The 12,496-nt window shown below is 39.1% G+C and carries 13 protein-coding genes and 1 tRNA gene; 7 read left to right on the top strand and 7 right to left on the bottom strand.

Annotated elements, in window-relative coordinates:
• Positions 1 to 14: 14 nt before the first annotated feature.
• Genes pth through AAF462_00060 form a run of 3 tightly spaced genes read right to left on the bottom strand, consistent with a single transcriptional unit; the run spans position 15 to position 2,266 of the window.
• On the bottom strand, positions 15 to 617 hold the full coding sequence (pth, locus tag AAF462_00070; GenBank protein MEM7007509.1) for an aminoacyl-tRNA hydrolase: 603 nt from the start codon (positions 615 to 617) through the stop codon (positions 15 to 17).
• Positions 618 to 622: 5 nt separating this feature from the next.
• Positions 623 to 1,294 carry a 50S ribosomal protein L25 gene (locus AAF462_00065; protein ID MEM7007508.1) on the bottom strand — a complete coding sequence of 224 codons (672 nt, stop codon included), beginning with the start codon at positions 1,292 to 1,294 and terminating at the stop codon, positions 623 to 625.
• Positions 1,295 to 1,315: 21 nt separating this feature from the next.
• A complete protein-coding gene (locus AAF462_00060; protein ID MEM7007507.1) occupies positions 1,316 to 2,266 on the bottom strand; it encodes a ribose-phosphate pyrophosphokinase in 951 nt (316 codons plus the stop codon).
• Between the two features lie 49 nt (positions 2,267 to 2,315).
• On the opposite strand from AAF462_00060, the gene AAF462_00055 reads away from it, so the two are divergent.
• The 6 genes from AAF462_00055 to AAF462_00030 all read left to right on the top strand — a co-directional run bounded on the left by AAF462_00055 (position 2,316) and on the right by AAF462_00030 (position 7,548).
• Positions 2,316 to 2,795 carry a TIGR03668 family PPOX class F420-dependent oxidoreductase gene (locus AAF462_00055; protein MEM7007506.1) on the top strand — a complete coding sequence of 160 codons (480 nt, stop codon included), beginning with the start codon at positions 2,316 to 2,318 and terminating at the stop codon, positions 2,793 to 2,795.
• A gap of 55 nt (positions 2,796 to 2,850) precedes the next feature.
• Positions 2,851 to 4,032 carry an FIST N-terminal domain-containing protein gene (locus AAF462_00050; GenBank protein ID MEM7007505.1) on the top strand — a complete coding sequence of 394 codons (1,182 nt, stop codon included), beginning with the start codon at positions 2,851 to 2,853 and terminating at the stop codon, positions 4,030 to 4,032.
• Positions 4,033 to 4,125: 93 nt separating this feature from the next.
• A tRNA-Leu gene (locus AAF462_00045) sits at positions 4,126 to 4,214 on the top strand.
• A 167-nt stretch (positions 4,215 to 4,381) separates the two neighbouring features.
• A complete protein-coding gene (locus tag AAF462_00040; protein MEM7007504.1) occupies positions 4,382 to 5,146 on the top strand; it encodes an SPOR domain-containing protein in 765 nt (254 codons plus the stop codon).
• A gap of 240 nt (positions 5,147 to 5,386) precedes the next feature.
• A complete protein-coding gene (locus AAF462_00035) occupies positions 5,387 to 6,598 on the top strand; it encodes a sigma-70 family RNA polymerase sigma factor (GenBank protein ID MEM7007503.1) in 1,212 nt (403 codons plus the stop codon).
• Positions 6,599 to 6,687: 89 nt separating this feature from the next.
• Positions 6,688 to 7,548, top strand: coding sequence for a sulfotransferase (locus AAF462_00030; GenBank protein ID MEM7007502.1), 861 nt, complete (start codon positions 6,688 to 6,690; stop codon positions 7,546 to 7,548).
• Positions 7,549 to 7,555: 7 nt separating this feature from the next.
• Here AAF462_00030 and AAF462_00025 read toward each other — a convergent pair whose 3' ends face one another.
• Both AAF462_00025 and AAF462_00020 read right to left on the bottom strand, forming a co-directional pair.
• Positions 7,556 to 8,581, bottom strand: coding sequence for a spore photoproduct lyase family protein (locus AAF462_00025; GenBank protein MEM7007501.1), 1,026 nt, complete (start codon positions 8,579 to 8,581; stop codon positions 7,556 to 7,558).
• A 12-nt stretch (positions 8,582 to 8,593) separates the two neighbouring features.
• Complete coding sequence (locus AAF462_00020; GenBank protein MEM7007500.1) at positions 8,594 to 8,914, bottom strand: SCP2 sterol-binding domain-containing protein; 321 nt, start codon at positions 8,912 to 8,914, stop codon at positions 8,594 to 8,596.
• Positions 8,915 to 9,049: 135 nt separating this feature from the next.
• Here AAF462_00020 and mnmG point away from each other — a divergent pair, with 135 nt between their 5' ends.
• The gene (gene mnmG / locus AAF462_00015) at positions 9,050 to 10,960 is read left to right on the top strand and encodes a tRNA uridine-5-carboxymethylaminomethyl(34) synthesis enzyme MnmG (GenBank protein MEM7007499.1); all 1,911 of its coding nucleotides are present in this window, start codon (positions 9,050 to 9,052) and stop codon (positions 10,958 to 10,960) included.
• Here the strand turns inward: mnmG and AAF462_00010 are convergent.
• Both AAF462_00010 and AAF462_00005 read right to left on the bottom strand, forming a co-directional pair.
• Positions 10,942 to 11,100: a hypothetical protein gene (locus tag AAF462_00010; GenBank protein ID MEM7007498.1), complete on the bottom strand. Its 159-nt coding sequence runs from the start codon at positions 11,098 to 11,100 to the stop codon at positions 10,942 to 10,944. The genes mnmG and AAF462_00010 overlap by 19 nt on opposite strands.
• A 150-nt stretch (positions 11,101 to 11,250) precedes the next feature.
• A partial coding sequence (locus tag AAF462_00005) for a thioredoxin domain-containing protein (protein ID MEM7007497.1) occupies positions 11,251 to 12,496 on the bottom strand: 1,246 nt, incomplete at its 5' end.

Raw genomic sequence — 12,496 nt, 5'->3', positions numbered from 1 at the left:
CTTACCTCCTTTAATTAATGAGAACTTGTTTGTTCTATGTTTTCGTTATTTCTAGTTTTTACGTTGTATTTATTCATAGCGCTTTGAAGACCATTATTAATTATTTCTAATACTGCATCACTAGCTGTCATAATTGTATCTTCTATCCTTTCAGACTCACTTTTACTAAAACTCGATAGCACATGATTTGCGCCTTGTTCTTTATTAGAAGGTTTTCCAATGCCTATTCTAACCCTTATAAAGTCTTTAGTACCAAGATTTGAAATAATAGATTTTATCCCATTATTCCCGGCGCTTCCCCCGCCTGGTTTTATCATTATTCTGCCAAGCGAAATGTCCATTTCATCATGTACCACAATAATCTCTTTTGGGGAAATCTTATAAAAATTCGAAGCACTTATTACCGCATCCCCGCTGCGGTTCATAAAAGTTTGCGGCTTTATCAATAGAATTTTTTTGTCTTCTACAAAACCCTCACCGCATAAACTTAAAAACTTTTCCTTCCCAATATCAACTCCAACCCTTTTTCCTAATTCATCTAATACTAAAAAACCAACATTGTGTTTGGTCTCTGTGTACTTCTTTCCAGGGTTCCCAAGTCCAACGATTAATATCATTAGGGTTAACTACCCTCTTCGCTACCTTCTTCTTTAGTTTCTTCTGTAGCTTCTTCGCCTTCTGCACCTTCTTCGCCCTCAACTTCTTCTTCAGCAACAGGTTCTTCCTCAACCTTAGGAGCTAGAATTGTAACAATAGTATCTTCCAGATCCAAAAGTATTGTAACGTCATCTTCTACCTCTAAAGCACTAACATGGATAGAATGACCTATGTCCAGCTCAGTTATATCTATAGTAAATGAATTTGGGATATTCGTAGGGAGGCACTCAACGCTGATTACCCTGTGGACTTCCTCTAAAATACCGCCGTTTTTAACTCCGATAGCCCTGCCTTCTACATTAACAGGGACATCTACAGTGATCTTTTCTTTCATGTCTAAAGCTTGAAAATCAAAGTGAATCGGTTTGTTGGTTAAGTAGTCGTATTGGATTTCTCTAAGTAGTGATAACTTAGGAATTTTAGCTTCTCCCTCTTTTAGCTTTATCTCTAAAAGAGTGTTTTCGCCTGCTTCAGTTGAAAGCGCGGTTTTAAGCTCCGATGGATTTATGACGAGTGATATAGGCTCAGTGCCTTTTCCGTATAGTACAGCAGGAACATTGCCTTCTTTTCTTATTTCTCTAGCCCCGCTTTTTCCCATTCTTTTTCTTTTCAATACTGTTAATGTGCTCTGTGCCATTTTAAGCTCCTTCCATGTACCCTAATTCACATAGTCAAAAAGACTGCTTATGGATACTCCAGTTGTTATTCTTTTAATTGACTCCCCTAAAAGATCCGCAATCGTGAGTACTTTAAATTTCTCACAATCTAACATTTCCTGACTGGGGGGTATAGTATCTGTAATTATAACTTCATCAAGGTCTGATTCTATTATCCTCTCTACTGCGTTGCCGGAAAGCACTCCATGTGTAACACACAGTGAAGCACTCTTGGCGCCATGATTGAGTAGAGCTTTGGCCGCTTGTATTGCAGTACCCGCGGTGTCTACTAAATCATCAAACAGGACAACAGATTTTCCTTCAACATCTCCTATTACATTCATTATTTCAGCTTGATTAGGATTCGGCCTTCTCTTATCAGTCATCGCTAGTCCTGCATTAAGCGCTTTGGCAAATGATCTTGCCCGCTCCATCCCACCTGCATCTGGAGACACGATTACAAGATCTTCATTGTTCATATTTTCCTTTATGTGTTTAAGTAACACGGGCGCTGCATAGACGTGGTCTACGGGAATATTAAAAAAGCCCTGGATTTGTCCTGCATGCAGATCAACTGTGACAAGGCGGCCAATTCCAGAGGTTGTTATGAGGTCTGCAACAAGCTTTGCAGAAATTGGTGCTCTTGGCTTAACTTTCCTGTCCTGCCTTGCATAACCATAATAAGGTATAACGGCTGTAACAGATCCAGCAGAAGCTCTTTTAAGAGCATCAGTTAAGATTAAAAGTTCCATGATATGTTCATTTGTAGGAGGACACGTAGACTGTATTACAAAAACGTGCGACCCCCGAACACTCTCAGAAATTTCGGTAGAAAGTTCCCCATCGCTAAACCTTCTTATTTCAGCTTTCCCGAGCGGAACATCTAGGTACTTGCAAATAGCCTGCGCCAAAGACGCATTAGAAGTTCCGCAGAAAATCTTTGCGTTTTCCATTTTCTCTCTTGACCAAAAATTACAAAATCACCCTAAATAAAAACAAGGTATTATAAAAGACATAGATCATAATTCAAGATATATACAGGAGCTAACGAAAATTAGTTCATCCACAATAAATTATACAGAAATTATTAATTCTCATAATATTGCCAGATTGGCAAGTGTTGATGAGGCAGGAATACCTCTTACAGTGCCAATATGTTTTGTTTATAAAGGGGAATTTATATATTCACCAATAGACGCTAAACCTAAAACAAAAGAAATAAAAAAACTCAAAAGACTAAGAAATATAGAGAATAACCCTAGAGTTTCTTTCATTGTTGATAAATATTCTGACGACTGGACTGAACTTTATTACATTATTGTTCAAGGCACTGCCGAAGTGCTCATCGAGGGCGAGGAATATAATAACTCTATCAAAGCTCTTTGTGGTAAATATGAGCAATACTCAAAGATGGGCCTTATGCAATTAGGGCTCCCCGTAATAAAAATTACGCCAAATAAAATAATATCTTGGGGAAATTGATATTTTTATATTGACGCGTATTTTTATGCTTCAATGAAAGCCCCTAGGATAGAAAATGATTAAGGCCGGCAGCGGATACTCTGATAAGTCAGAGAGCATACAAGCGGCTAAAGATGCAGCTAAGTTTGCGATGGAAAATGCTTGTATGGATAAGGCTGACTGGGCAATGGTTTTTTGCACTTTCCCGCATAGGGCAAATTATCAGGAAATGCTGCGAGTAGTTTGTGACATTACAAAGACGGATAATGTTTCTGGATGCAGCGCTATCGGAGTTCTTTCAAACGAGACTGAGATTGAAGCAAAGCCCGGCATCGTAGTTTTAGTTGTATCGTCCTCATCAATCAAATCTAATCCCTTTGTCATTTATCAACTTGGCTCAGGTGGTACAAAAGCGGGAGAGGAGATCGGTGAGTTATTGAAATCTACAAATGGTAAAAACTCACTTTTAACACTACTGCCCGATCCTTTTCATATTCATCCGGAGCTTTTGTTTAAAGGTATTGAATCTAAAATGGGAGAGATCGATATAGTTGGTGCGAGTGCTTCAGAAGATCCTAGAATTAATGATACCTTTGAGTTCTATAAAGATACCGTAGCCTCGGGCGCCGTCTCCGGGATGCTTTTAGAAGGAGATTTCTCATACAAAGTTGATATAACTCAAGGATGCCAGTTAATTGGACCTCCATGTGTAATAACTGGGTCCAACAAAAATATTATATCTGAGCTAGATGGGGAGCCGGCTTTTGAGGTATTAAAAAAACGCATACCAAATGGCATACTGCAAGAACCAATGGATCTACTTCGTCTTGTCTTTGTAGCTTTTCCTCCAGACCCGGATCAAGCCGATATACAAGGCAGCGAGTATCTTGTAAGGAATTTAATCGGGGTTGATCCAAAATCGGGATATGTTGCAGTGCCGCAGAATGTAAAGGATGGACAAGTTGTCGGGTTCACACTTAGAAACCCCGAGATGGCAAGAGAAGATCTTAAGCAGATGCTTGATAGAATAACTTTAAATCATAACTCCGAGAGTCCTTATCGTTTTGGACTATATTTTAACTGTTGTGCTAGAGGATCTTCGCTTTACGGCCATCATGGAATTGATACCGCATACATTAGCAGTGCATTAGGCAATATTCCTATTATAGGGTTTTTTGGAAATTCTGAATTTGCTCCTATTCAGAGCCAAAACCATCTTTTCACATATACAGGCGTTTTAGTGCTATTCTCAGATTAATTATCGTTAATATTTTTTATAAATTATGATATAGCTTCATATGAATATCTGTGATAAAATTAAGTGGTCTGGGTATATTATGTCTCCAATGAAGCCGAAGTGGCGGAATTTGGTAGACGCGCTGGACTCAGAATCCAGTGAGCATTGTGCTCATGGGGGTTCAAATCCCCCCTTCGGCACCAAAAATTATTTTTTGCATGCTGTTTGCATTTGTATGCTGTGTGCATTGGTTTTAACAGAATTGGGTTTTGTGTAATTTAGTACTGGGTTAAATAAAACTGGGTTAAATAAAACTGAGTCACGCGAGTAACTAGAAGATAGGGGTCTAGTATAAAGGGGGGTTTTTAAAATGACAAAGCTTAAGCCACAACTAATAGTTGCGGGGCCAAACAAGAAAAAGGGAGGCTTTGCAAGTGGAATTGGATATTTTCTTGTTTTGATAATTGTATTCGTTCTTGGAGTCTACTTAGGGATGAGAGTAGATAATCCAAATTTTACTAATGATCAAATGCCTCAATCAGCTCAGAACGAAACAATACAAGATAATAATTCATATAGCATGGACGATGAGATCGTAGCCCTTTCTCAAAATGATAATTCTGTACAAGATCCTAGAGTCTCAACTCCAGACACAACTTCAACATATTACAAAGGCAGAGTACAGCCTGCTCAGAAAGAGAGAAATGATTCGCCATTTATTACAGAAGATGCACAAGATAACGAAGGGGTCAATACTCCATTACTCATAGCCGCACAAGAGTCCACGGATAATTTGAACAATGGACTTCAAGTTGAGTCCTTGGACGTTAGCCTCGTAGATCAAGATACCTATAGATTGCAAGTTGCTGCTTTTGGGAGCATTGATCAAGCGAATGAAGTTACTAATGAATTAAGACTAAAAGGGTACGACGCTTATATAGTTACCAGTTCTAACTCAAGGGGAGAAGTCTGGAATCTTATTAAAGTAGGTAAGTTCAAAACAGCCCAAGAAGCTTGGAACTATGCTGCATTGTATCAAAGTAACGAAGGCGGCGAAGTGTTTGTCGAAAGCCTTAACAAAGGCCGAGTCTATAATGAGTCTCTTGAAGATAACAAAGAAACGTTGAGTTACTGATCTAATTTATGCAATAGAGACGCAAAATAGCTGTTAGCTATTGCGTAGAGATATGACTCAATGCACTGTAATTACTTAATAATTTTATCCTAAAAAACTTTTTTGCAAATGCGAAGAAAAAGGCTTGACATAGAAGCCCAAAAGTCGTATAGTTGTACAGTTGAACAAGCTCATACCAGGGTCTTAAGGGTGCGGGGTTAATACAATGCAACACGTAGTACATCGGTTAAGGGTGAAATTATGAAAACAGGAAAATTTAGAGAAGTTGAACAGCAGGTTCCAACTGAAATAGAGGGACTTGAACAGTTTAATCAGGAAGAGGATCAATCCTATCAGTCTATAGATATAGCTGACAACAATATATCTGCGGACGAGCCTGAATTTAGCGTTGAAATTGAAGATACTCCAACCGTGGCAACTGCAGAGAATGAGGATGAAAACAAATGGACTCCTGATGAACAGTTCAGACTTTTATATGTATATTTTAAAGATATGGCGGTAGAATCTCTTCTAACTGCAAAAGAAGAGGTCGAAGTTTCAGCCCAGATCAAAAAGTGCGAAGCAAAAGCAATTGAACTTACAATCAACATAGACAAACTGAACAAGAAAAAAGAAAGCCTTATCAAAAGGCAATCCACCACTACCAAAAGCAGAACAAGTGAAAAAGAAATCAATAAAAGAATTCAGAGCTTAAGCGCCTTTATTAGAGTATTTTCTGAACGCGCCTCTGATATGAAAGAAAGATTTGTTAAAGCCAACCTAAGGCTTGTGGTTAGTATTTCAAAAAGATACATGGGAAGGGGACTTCCTCTTACCGATCTCATCCAAGAAGGTAATGTTGGTCTTATGAGAGCGGTTGAAAGATTTGATCATACTAAAGGATACAAGTTCTCAACATACGCTTCATGGTGGATACACCAGGCAATCTCAAGAGCACTGCTAGACCAGACAAGAACCATTAGGGTTCCTGTTTACGTTCTCGAGCAAGCAAGCAAAGTATATAGAATAAGCTCTATGCTGCACAAGGAAATGGGGAGAAAGCCGCTTCCTGAAGAAGTTGCAGAAATAGCTGGTATATCTGTTGAAGGTGTAAAGAGAATCCTTGAGTCCACTAATGATGCTGCCCGTCTTGATACACCAATTATGGACGGGGAAAAAACTACTCTGTTAGATTTCATTTCAGATGAAAAGGCTCCTGCGCCTGATTCTGTAATGGCTACCACTGCTCTAACCCAGGAGATAAGAGAAGCTTTAAATATTCTAACTCCAAGGGAAGAAGAGATTATTAGGCTCCGCTTTGGCATAGATCAGGACGGAACATATACTCTTGATGAAATTGGCAGAAGGTTTGATCTCACAAGAGAGCGTATAAGACAGATTGAAAAAAGGGCTCTTGAAAAGCTAGCAGAAGCAGATACTGGCGATGTGCTTAGAAGCTTTTTAGCAATCTAACGTTCCAAATTTGCGCATACACTACTGATATTTCTCAATTCTATTAAGCATTGTCATAGCTTTGCTTATAGTGTAGTTTCACATACATCATGTCTCCTATAATAATAATTGGGATGAGCCGTTCAGGAACAAGCATGCTTACGAAAATGCTTGAAGGGCTTGGTCTGTTTGTAGGTAAAAAACTGACCAACAACCACGAAGCCGTTTTCTTCCGTAAGATTAATGACTGGCTACTGACCCAATCGAGCGCTGGTTTAGAGGACCCGGGATCAATCAAATATTTATTACAAGATAAACAAGCAAGAGCTCTTTATGGCGAGTTTGTTGAGTTCTCTATGACAACACCTGATGTAATATCATTTCTTGGGTTTAGAAATTATTACCAATACAGAACCCCGCAAAATTTAGATATTCCTTGGGGCTTTAAAGATCCCCGAAACACTTTTACTCTCCCATTTTGGCTAGACCTTTTTCCCGATGCAAAAGTGATACATATATATAGACACCCGTTGGATATAGCTGGCAGTTTAATAACAAGAAGAAAAAGAGGACTTGATCGGCTCCAAAGCAGACACACTAACCTAAAGCCGCTTTATTGGTACTACTTAATGCAGAAGTTTCTAATGAGAAACAGGGTGTTTGTAGATATTAGGGGCGGCAATTTAGAAGAGGCTTTTGCAATATGGGAAGAGTATTTAGAACAAGCAAGAACACATGTAGCAAATCTCAAGGATAGGGCTATTGAAATACAATACGAAGATTTTCTTGAAAACCCGGGCGTAATACTAAAATCAACAGCTGAGTTTTGCGGTCTAAATGCATCGGATAGTGAAATTGAGAGCATTTCATCAGGAGTAAATAAGAGCAGGGCCTATGCATATCTGAACGAACCTGAGCTTAAAGCATATTCCTTGCAAATTGCAGATCGCTTAAAAACCTATGGTTATTAAATCTCGCCTAGCTAGTTTCAAATACCAACTCTTTTACTTCATCAGATTCAATAGATAGATCAATCCTAATATCAGGGTTAAATTCTCTAATCCAAGAGATCATATTTTTATATATAGAGACTCTGTGGAATTTTAAATATTTGTATTTACCGTCTGTAGATGGAAACATCTCGCCCAGAATAGTTGGGCTATTAGGAAACCTTTTCTTTATAGTTTCTAGTAGTACTTTGTTATGTTTTGGAGTTCCCAGAGATATATAATCAATTTGCTTTGGTTCAAGCGTGCTTAGAAGATCGTGTACTAATTTCTTATAGTGGTTATCCCAACCGGGGATCATAATAATGGGATCAAGTCTTACTCCAACTGTGTAGCCTTGTTGCTGACATCTCATGGCAGCTGAGATGCGCTCAGCTACCAAAGGCGTTTTATGCTCAATCATATCGGCTACAACTTGCGGACTAAATGTCCAGGAGGGGATTATATTTGTTGGCGGGTCATCTATTGCTAACAAATTATGCACATTTGTGCTCTTTGTTCTAAATTCTACAGTTCCATTAGGATAGTTTCTAAACAGCTTTGCAATATCAATCGAAAATTCCGTTATGTCATCAAAAGCCAGTGCATCACATACTTCACCCACATGAAAATACGGAGCTTCGTAACTATTCAGAATCTCTTCAATTTTTTTTAGTACTTCGTCTCGATTAACAAATAATACGGGTACTTTGGTCTGAAAATAGTACTGCAAGTAGCAGTACTCACAATCATATTTGCAGTCTATTTCATGAAACAAATAGAACTGACCACTTTCCATTCTTCCTATACTTTTTACAAGCTCACCCTTTTTTGTTGCCAGCGCAAGAGAGTTCTTGTCTTCAAGCGCTCTTTGGTTAAAGCTCTTTAGCTCACCGATAGTTTTATAATCATCAATATATGTGATGGGGGCAGTATCTAATTTGGCTAAAACTCTTTTTGTGAATGGATGGTCCGCTATACTTTGTTCTACATATATTCTTTCAGGGGTTTGTTTCAATATATAGTATTCCTATTTTCTAAGCAGCTGGCCAAGCTTCATTGCAAGCCCGATGTCGCCTGACATTTTTATCTTTCCGGTAAGTAGAGCTCTCTCGGGTTTTAGCTTGCCGGTAAATAAGTTAATAAAATTCTCATCACTGCCTTTGAACGTGCACTGAGCTTCTTCCTCGGCTTCTCTTACTCCAAGTGTATCTTCCCTAAGATCTACAATCCATGTGCCGCCTTGAGGACCTGCTAACTCAAACTTGTATACTCCTCTTATATCATCCAGCTGATCTGATTTTTCAAATAGTTTTCTTTCAACTTTTTCAAATATTTCTTTAGTTGTCATTTATACTTCCTCATATAAAGTGGAAATGGATTTTACCATCTAGAAGGGGTTTTATCCAAAAAAGCATATTAAATAATTGACGCTAGGCCCATATGGATTTAAAATTCCCTTTTGATTTTACTGTAAGGAATTTGAATAATGAGTATAAGTTATCCAAAAAGTCATGATGTTATAGTAATCGGCGCGGGCCATGCGGGATGTGAAGCTGCGCTTGCATCTGCAAGAATGGGCTGCCGCACTCTGGTTCTTACAGCCAATGTGGACACAATTGGACTGATGTCCTGCAATCCCTCAATTGGCGGCGTTGGGAAAGGCCACTTAGTTAAAGAGATAGACGCTCTTGGCGGAGAGATGGGACGGGCGGCTGATCATGCTGCAATTCAGTTTAGAAGGCTCAACACTCGCAAAGGTGCTGCGGTTCAGGCAACCAGAGTTCAGGCTGATCGTCAGTCATACAGAGCTTATATGAAAAAGGCCCTTGAGTCTGAAGAAAAAATGGACATCAAGCAAAGAATGGTTGAGGGCTTTTTGGTTGAAGGTGATAAAATTGCCGGGGTTAAGACAAACCTTGGCGAGCATTTCTACGCCGATGCTGTGGTTGTTACTCCTGGGACTTTTCCTAACGGACTAATACATATTGGCGCTACAAAAATATCCTCAGGCAGAGCAGGTGAGGCTGCCGCTACTGGCATATCAGAATCTTTTGGCAGCATCGGATTTAACGTAGGCAGGCTTAAAACTGGTACCCCTCCAAGGTTTGATGGAAGAACAATAAAATGGGACATGTTAGAGGAGCAGCCGGGGGATTTAAACCCAAAGCCATTTTCTTTCTCAACTCCAGTAATCGACCGAGAACAGCTACCTTGCTATATAACATACACAAATCAAAGAACACACGATGTAATAAACAACAATCTTCATAAATCCCCTTTATACTCTGGTGAAATCAAAGGCGTTGGTCCAAGGTACTGCCCCTCTATTGAGGATAAAATTGTTAAGTTCCCGGATAAAAATCGCCATCAAGTGTTTTTAGAACCAGAAGGGCTTAACACTTATGAAATATATCCAAACGGAATATCAACGAGCCTTCCGCTCGAGGTGCAATATGAGCTGGTAAAAACAATTGACGGTCTTGATGAAGTTGAGATTATGCGTCCGGGCTATGCAGTTGAATATGATTACGTAGACCCAACTCAGCTAAAACCCACTTTAGAGACCAAGCTTATAGAAAATCTCTATTTCGCAGGACAAATTAACGGTACAACAGGATATGAAGAGGCCGCAAGCCAGGGTCTTGTTGCCGGTATAAACGCTGCTCTCAGGGTTAGAGGAGAGGATCCATTTATTTTAGACCGCTCAGAGGCTTACATTGGAATTATGGTTGACGATTTAGTTACAAAAGGAGTTGACGAGCCATACAGAATGTTTACCTCAAGGGCCGAGTACCGACTTGTGCTAAGGGAAGACAACGCGGATATGAGACTTGGTGAGATCGGCTATAAAATTGGGCTTCTAAAACAAGACGAATACGAAAAAATGGAATTAAGAAAAAATAGCGTGAACAATGAGCTTGATAGATTAGAGAGTATTAAAGTTGTGCCCAACTCAAAAGTGAATGATATTCTTTCTAGTCTAGGGGCATCTGCGATTAAAAAACCCCATAGCTTAAAAGAATTACTCAGGCGCCCTGAGATTACCTATATGGATCTCGCACTATTTGAAGAAACAAGCGTTCAACATCCACATAATACGGACGTCATCTCACAAATAGAGATGGAGGTCAAATATGAGGGTTATATAAAAAGGCAGATGGAGCAGATCAATAAATTTAAGAAGCTCGAAGATTTCCAAATTCCTGAGAGTTTCTCATACGATGATATACCCGGATTATCAAAAGAAATCGTACAAAAGCTCAGCAATGTCCGGCCTAATTCACTTGGTCAAGCAACCAGAATCTCCGGGGTTACCCCTGCTGCAATTTCAGTTTTAATGGTTTATTTAAAACGGGATGGTAGTCAAAGCCGAGATCATTCTATATCTTCATGATCTTCTAGATCATCTACTTCTGACAATTCGTCTTCCATTTGGTCAATCATATCCTCGTAATCACCAACATATCCAGAATTGTCGGGATCTTCGAGCATTTCTACCAAGTCTTTAATTTTTCTCTTGGCTTTTCTAGGCATGTTCCCTGCCCTCCGCTGTTTTGGTATAAAACTAGTTAACTTAGGTTTTCACCATATTATAAAATCAAAATGCTTAAAATCAATACACTTATATTATAGCGGAAGTTTTCTTAATTTGTTCAATTTCTTATATATTTTTATATACATATCTCATCTTTTTTCAGGTGTGAGAAGTTCAAGCATTTTGTTTAGATCGGTGGTGGGTAGATTGCACACATGGTTTAAGCATACATAGGCTGTCGCCTTTCCGTCTATAATATTCTGACCTTTAGTAAATTCCGCAATATCGCTTATCGCCATACTATCATTACTATCTTTAATCAGAACTACTTTGTTTGGGCTATATGTTCTTCTTATGGCATCTATCATTTCTTTTGTATCATCACCCTTAGGGTCGCCGACTACTACTACTTCATAAGATGGACCCAGACCAAAATCAAGCCCAGTCATAAACAAAGTGTATGCCATAGGGCCGCTTTCAACAGTTTCAGAAAATGCCTTTCCAATTTGTGCCGCTTTCTGCTCATATTCTATATCGCTAGTAATTCTTGATAGCCTAAGAAGGTTAAGACCTGCGGCAGAATTACCAGATGGTACCGCACCGTCATATATCTCCTTTTGCCTGGTAATAAGCTCTTCAGCATGGTCGGCTGTAAAGTAGTAACCGCCGTTTTTTTCATCCCAAAAACTCTCGTCCATTTGCTCTTGAAGTGATATAGCGGACTTTAAATATTCAATATTAAAAGTACTTTCATATAGTTCTAATAAGCCCCAGATCAAAAACGCATAGTCATCAACGTTGGCAGTAATACCAGCCTCACTGCCCCTGTATCTATGAAGTAGTCTTCCTTTTTCATCCCTCATCTCATCTAAAATAAAATTGACTGCTTTTTCGGCTGCCTGTGTATATTCAGGCTCATCAAAAGCTCTTCCTGCCATAGATAGCGCCGCAATCATTAGCCCATTCCAATCCACTAAAATCTTATCATCTTTATAAGGGTGTATTCTTTTCTCGCGTTCATTAAAAAGCTTTGTACGGGAGTTTTCAATTTTTCCTATAAACTCATCTTCGCTTATTTCATATGATGAAGCAATCTCGGTTAGTGGTTTTTGTAGATGAAGTATATTGGTTCCTGTCTTGTGCCCAGCTGCTTCCTCAATAAAATTGCCGTCCCCGCTTGTATTGTAAGTCCTAATAAATAGTTCAGCATCGTCCTTTCCTAAAATTTCTTTTAATTCTTCTTCGCTCCACACGTAGAACTTTCCTTCTTCTCCCTCGCTGTCTGCATCCTCAGCTGAGTAAAAACCGCCTTCGGGCGCTGTCATATCCCTTAAAACATAAGTTAAAACTTCTCTAGCTGTAGTCTCATATTCTTTTTTTCCGGTTGCTTGATAG

The organism is Thermodesulfobacteriota bacterium (assembly GCA_039028315.1).
Taxonomy (GTDB): Bacteria; Desulfobacterota_D; UBA1144; order Nemesobacterales; family UBA2774; genus CR02bin9.
Note: the sequence above shows the minus strand (reverse complement) of the source record. Positions and strands in the feature narration are given on the sequence as shown.

Excerpts from the sequence above, each read along its gene's own strand:
- AAF462_00020 (MEM7007500.1), bottom strand. The coding sequence starts at position 8,914 with ATGACAACTAAAGAAATATTTGAAAAAGTTGAAAGAAAACTATTTGAA.
- pth (MEM7007509.1), bottom strand. The coding sequence starts at position 617 with ATGATATTAATCGTTGGACTTGGGAACCCTGGAAAGAAGTACACAGAG.
- AAF462_00040 (MEM7007504.1), top strand. The coding sequence starts at position 4,382 with ATGACAAAGCTTAAGCCACAACTAATAGTTGCGGGGCCAAACAAGAAA.
- AAF462_00010 (MEM7007498.1), bottom strand. The coding sequence starts at position 11,100 with ATGCCTAGAAAAGCCAAGAGAAAAATTAAAGACTTGGTAGAAATGCTC.
- AAF462_00065 (MEM7007508.1), bottom strand. The coding sequence starts at position 1,294 with ATGGCACAGAGCACATTAACAGTATTGAAAAGAAAAAGAATGGGAAAA.
- AAF462_00060 (MEM7007507.1), bottom strand. The coding sequence starts at position 2,266 with ATGGAAAACGCAAAGATTTTCTGCGGAACTTCTAATGCGTCTTTGGCG.
- AAF462_00035 (MEM7007503.1), top strand. The coding sequence starts at position 5,387 with ATGAAAACAGGAAAATTTAGAGAAGTTGAACAGCAGGTTCCAACTGAA.
- AAF462_00030 (MEM7007502.1), top strand. The coding sequence starts at position 6,688 with ATGTCTCCTATAATAATAATTGGGATGAGCCGTTCAGGAACAAGCATG.
- AAF462_00050 (MEM7007505.1), top strand. The coding sequence starts at position 2,851 with ATGATTAAGGCCGGCAGCGGATACTCTGATAAGTCAGAGAGCATACAA.